The sequence below is a fragment of the Nocardia farcinica genome, assembly GCF_029867845.1.
In the GTDB taxonomy this organism is placed as follows: domain Bacteria; phylum Actinomycetota; class Actinomycetes; order Mycobacteriales; family Mycobacteriaceae; genus Nocardia; species Nocardia farcinica_A.
The window spans coordinates 1-3,259 of record NZ_JARWRU010000471.1 but is presented as its reverse complement, the minus strand read 5'-3'; the positions used below and the strand labels follow the sequence as shown (position 1 = coordinate 3,259).

The following is a 3,259-nucleotide window of genomic DNA, read 5'->3' as shown; positions in this document are numbered from 1 at the left end:
GTGTTGGGGCTCCCTCTGGGTTTAGGGGGCGTACTTCCCCTTCGCGGGGGTTAACGGGGGGGCGGGCCCCGCCACCCTGGCCTGGTAGGCCTGCATGAGGTCGCGGGTCAGCGGGCCCATCGAGAAGCCGTCGGCGGCGATGTGGTGCACCACGCACGCCAGCAGGTGCTCGCGCTGTGACAGCTCGATCAGCCGCAGCCGGATCGGCGGCGCGAGCGCCACGTCGAAACCGGTGCCGATGACGGTCTTCATCAGTTCCGGCACCGCGTCCGGGGATACGGCGAGCACCGGCAGCTCGGGCGTCGCGCGCGGGTCGTCCACCGGCAGCACCACCTGGGTGCCCGCGCCGTCGACCTCCGGGTACACCGTGCGCAGCACCTCGTGACGGGCCACCACGTCGACCACCGCGGCGCGCAGCGCGTCCACGTCGAGATCGCCGGACAGCCGCACGGCGACCGGGATGTTGTTCACGCCGCTGGCGGTGTCGAAGCGGTTGAGGAACCACATCCGCTGCTGGGCGTAGGACAGCGGGATGCGCTCGGGCCGTTCCATCGCGCGCAACGGCGGGCGGGACGGGGCGTGCAGCCCCTCGATCAGCGTGGCCAGCCCGGACACGGTCGCCGCGTCGAACATCAGCTTGACCGGGACCTGCACGCCGGTGGCGGAGCTGAGCCTGGCGACGGCCTGGGTCGCCGACAGCGAGTTGCCGCCGAGTTCGAAGAAGTCGTCGTCGGCGCCGATGCGCGGCGGCTGCCCGCCCTCGGGGGTGAGCACGGTGGCGAACACCTCGGCCACCACCCGCTCGGTCGGCGTGGCGGGCTCGCGGTAGGCCTTGGTGGCGAAGACCGGCTCGGGCAGCGCCTTGCGGTCCAGCTTGCCGACGGCGTTGAGTGGCAGCTCGTCGAGCACCATGATCGAGGCGGGCATCATGTAGGTCGGCAGGACCTTGCGGATGTGCTCGCTGAGCTGGGCGATGTCGAGCGTGGTGCCGGGCCGCGCCAGCACATAGGCCACCAGCGCGGTGCTGCCGTTGGGCAGCGTCGCGCCGAGGGTGACGGCGTAGTCGACGTCGGGGTGCGAGGTCAGGGCGCTGTCGATCTCGCCGAGTTCGATGCGAAGGCCGCGGATCTTGACCTGGAAGTCGCTGCGGCCGACGTACTCGAAGGCGCCGTCCTCGCGGCGGCGCACCAGGTCGCCGGTGCGGTAGAGCCTGCCACCGTCGCCGTCGAACGGGTCGGCCACGAAGGAGGCGGCGGTCAGCGCGGATCTGGCGTGGTAGCCGTGGGCGAGGCCGGGACCGGCGAGGTACAGCTCGCCCACCACCCCGGCGGGCACCGGGCGCAGCATGGCGTCGAGCACGTAGGCGCCGACGCCGGGCAGCGCGGCGCCGATGGTGATCTCCTCGTCGGCGTGCAGCGGCTCGGACGCCGAGACGATGATGGTGGTCTCGGTGGGGCCGTAGACGTTGTGCATGGTGCGGCCGGGGTGGGCCCAGCGGCCGACCAGCTCGGGGTTGAGCTTCTCGCCGCCGACGACCAGGGTGCGCACCGAGGTCAGGCCGAACGGGTCGACCGACTCCAGTGCCGCCGGGGTCATCATCAGGTGGGTCACGCCGGTGCGCTCGACCAGCGCGGCCAGTTCGGCGCCGCCGTAGACCTCCGGCGGGGCGATCACCATGGTGGCGCCCTGCGGGAAGGTGAACAGGGCCTCCATGAGCGAGAAGTCGAAGCTGGGCGAGCTCAGGTGGGTGACCAGGTCGCCGACCTCGATGCCGAGGTTCGCGCCCGCCGTGGCGATGATGGACAGGCCGGTGTGGGAGACCAGCACGCCCTTGGGCATGCCGGTCGAGCCGGAGGTGTAGATCATGTACGCCGGGTGCGCGGGGGTGAGGGTGCGCACGCGGTCGGCGTAGGAGATCGGGTGGGCCGGGTGGGCGGCGATGCGCTCGGCGCGCACCGGGTCGTCCAGCTCGATCCAGTAGGCGAGGGTGCCCAGCAGCGGACGGTGCGCCGAGGTGGTGAGGCCGACTTCGGCGCCGGAGTCGGACAGGATGTGCGCGATGCGCTCGGCCGGGTAGTTCGGGTCGACCGGCACGTAGGTGGCGCCCGTCTTGGCGATGGCCCACAGCGAGAGCACCGACTCGATCGAGCGGGTGATGCCCATGGCGATCACGTCGCCGGGGCCGAGACCGCGGCTGATCAGCTCCCTGGCGACGCGCGAGGAGGCCTCGTCCAGCTCCCGGTAGGTGAGCTGACGCCGGTCGGCGGGATCGCCGGTCGGGTCGCTGAGCACCGCCACCGCGTCGGCGGCGGACTCGACGGCCGCGGTGAGCAGTTGGGCCAGCAGCGGCGAACCCGACCGGCGGCGACGACCTTCACGGCTGGAACGTCTCGCTGTTTCCATCGCGCCTGTTCACCTCTCGGGTCGAGCAAAAACCACACCGCACGGCTCGCGTGCGTTCGCACGGCGACCTCGGGCACGCAACAATAACCGCCCGCGTTGATCTGCACATCGCTGTGCGCGAGCGGTTCATTGCACCCGGGCCCCCGGTAGGTTACTCACATCACCAAACAGACCGTCAGGTCTGCTCGCTGTGCGCACAGCCCCACCGGGAGCAGTACACCCGAGGACCGCCCGATCGAGCTCGCCCCCCTCGCCACCGGCGGTCTGCCGATGAGTCGCGGGCACAGCGACACTCCCTGACCGGCCGCCCACGGCCGCACCCCCGGGTGTCCGCGCCGCCGCGTCCGCAGGGATCATCCCCCGCCGCGGCGAAATACACCAGAGCCCGATTACCGGGGCACGGCCGTCACCGGGAGCGCCGCTGCCGATCCGGTGTCAGCCCCGCCGCGCACCGAGCACACGGCCGATCTCGGCCAGCGCGGCCTCGGTGGTCATCTGCCAGTGCGAGGTCGGCACCTGATGGTTGCGGATCGCGCCCGCGACCGCCCCGCGCCAGGTGTCGGCGCCGGTGTGCCCGCTCGGATCGTCGGCCGCGGCGGTGAAATACACCAGATCGCCCGCGAACGGACGGGGACGGTAGGCCGCGGTCACCTCGGCCGAGTGCAGCGCGCCCTCGAGCACCCGGGTGATGCGCTCGACGCCGAACGAGGCGAACGGCTCGGGCAGTCGCGCCAGCTGCTCGGCCAGCTCGGCCGGACCGAGGTCGGCGCCCGCCGGATCGGCGATCCCGGCAGGCAGGTCGAGGCGCGCGGTCTCACCGAGCAGCCCGCCGAGCAGTTCGGCCATCGGCGCGGGG

Annotated in this window: 2 protein-coding genes; both read right to left on the bottom strand. The window is 72.3% G+C overall.

What is annotated here, in order from left to right; all coding sequences use genetic code 11:
• Window positions 1-21: 21 nt before the first annotated feature.
• On the bottom strand, window positions 22-2,403 hold the full coding sequence (locus tag QH283_RS10115; RefSeq protein WP_280502758.1) for an amino acid adenylation domain-containing protein: 2,382 nt from the start codon (window positions 2,401-2,403) through the stop codon (window positions 22-24).
• Window positions 2,404-2,838: 435 nt separating this feature from the next.
• Window positions 2,839-3,259 (bottom strand): hypothetical protein (locus QH283_RS10110; protein ID WP_280502757.1); only part of this gene is annotated, 421 nt, incomplete at its 5' end.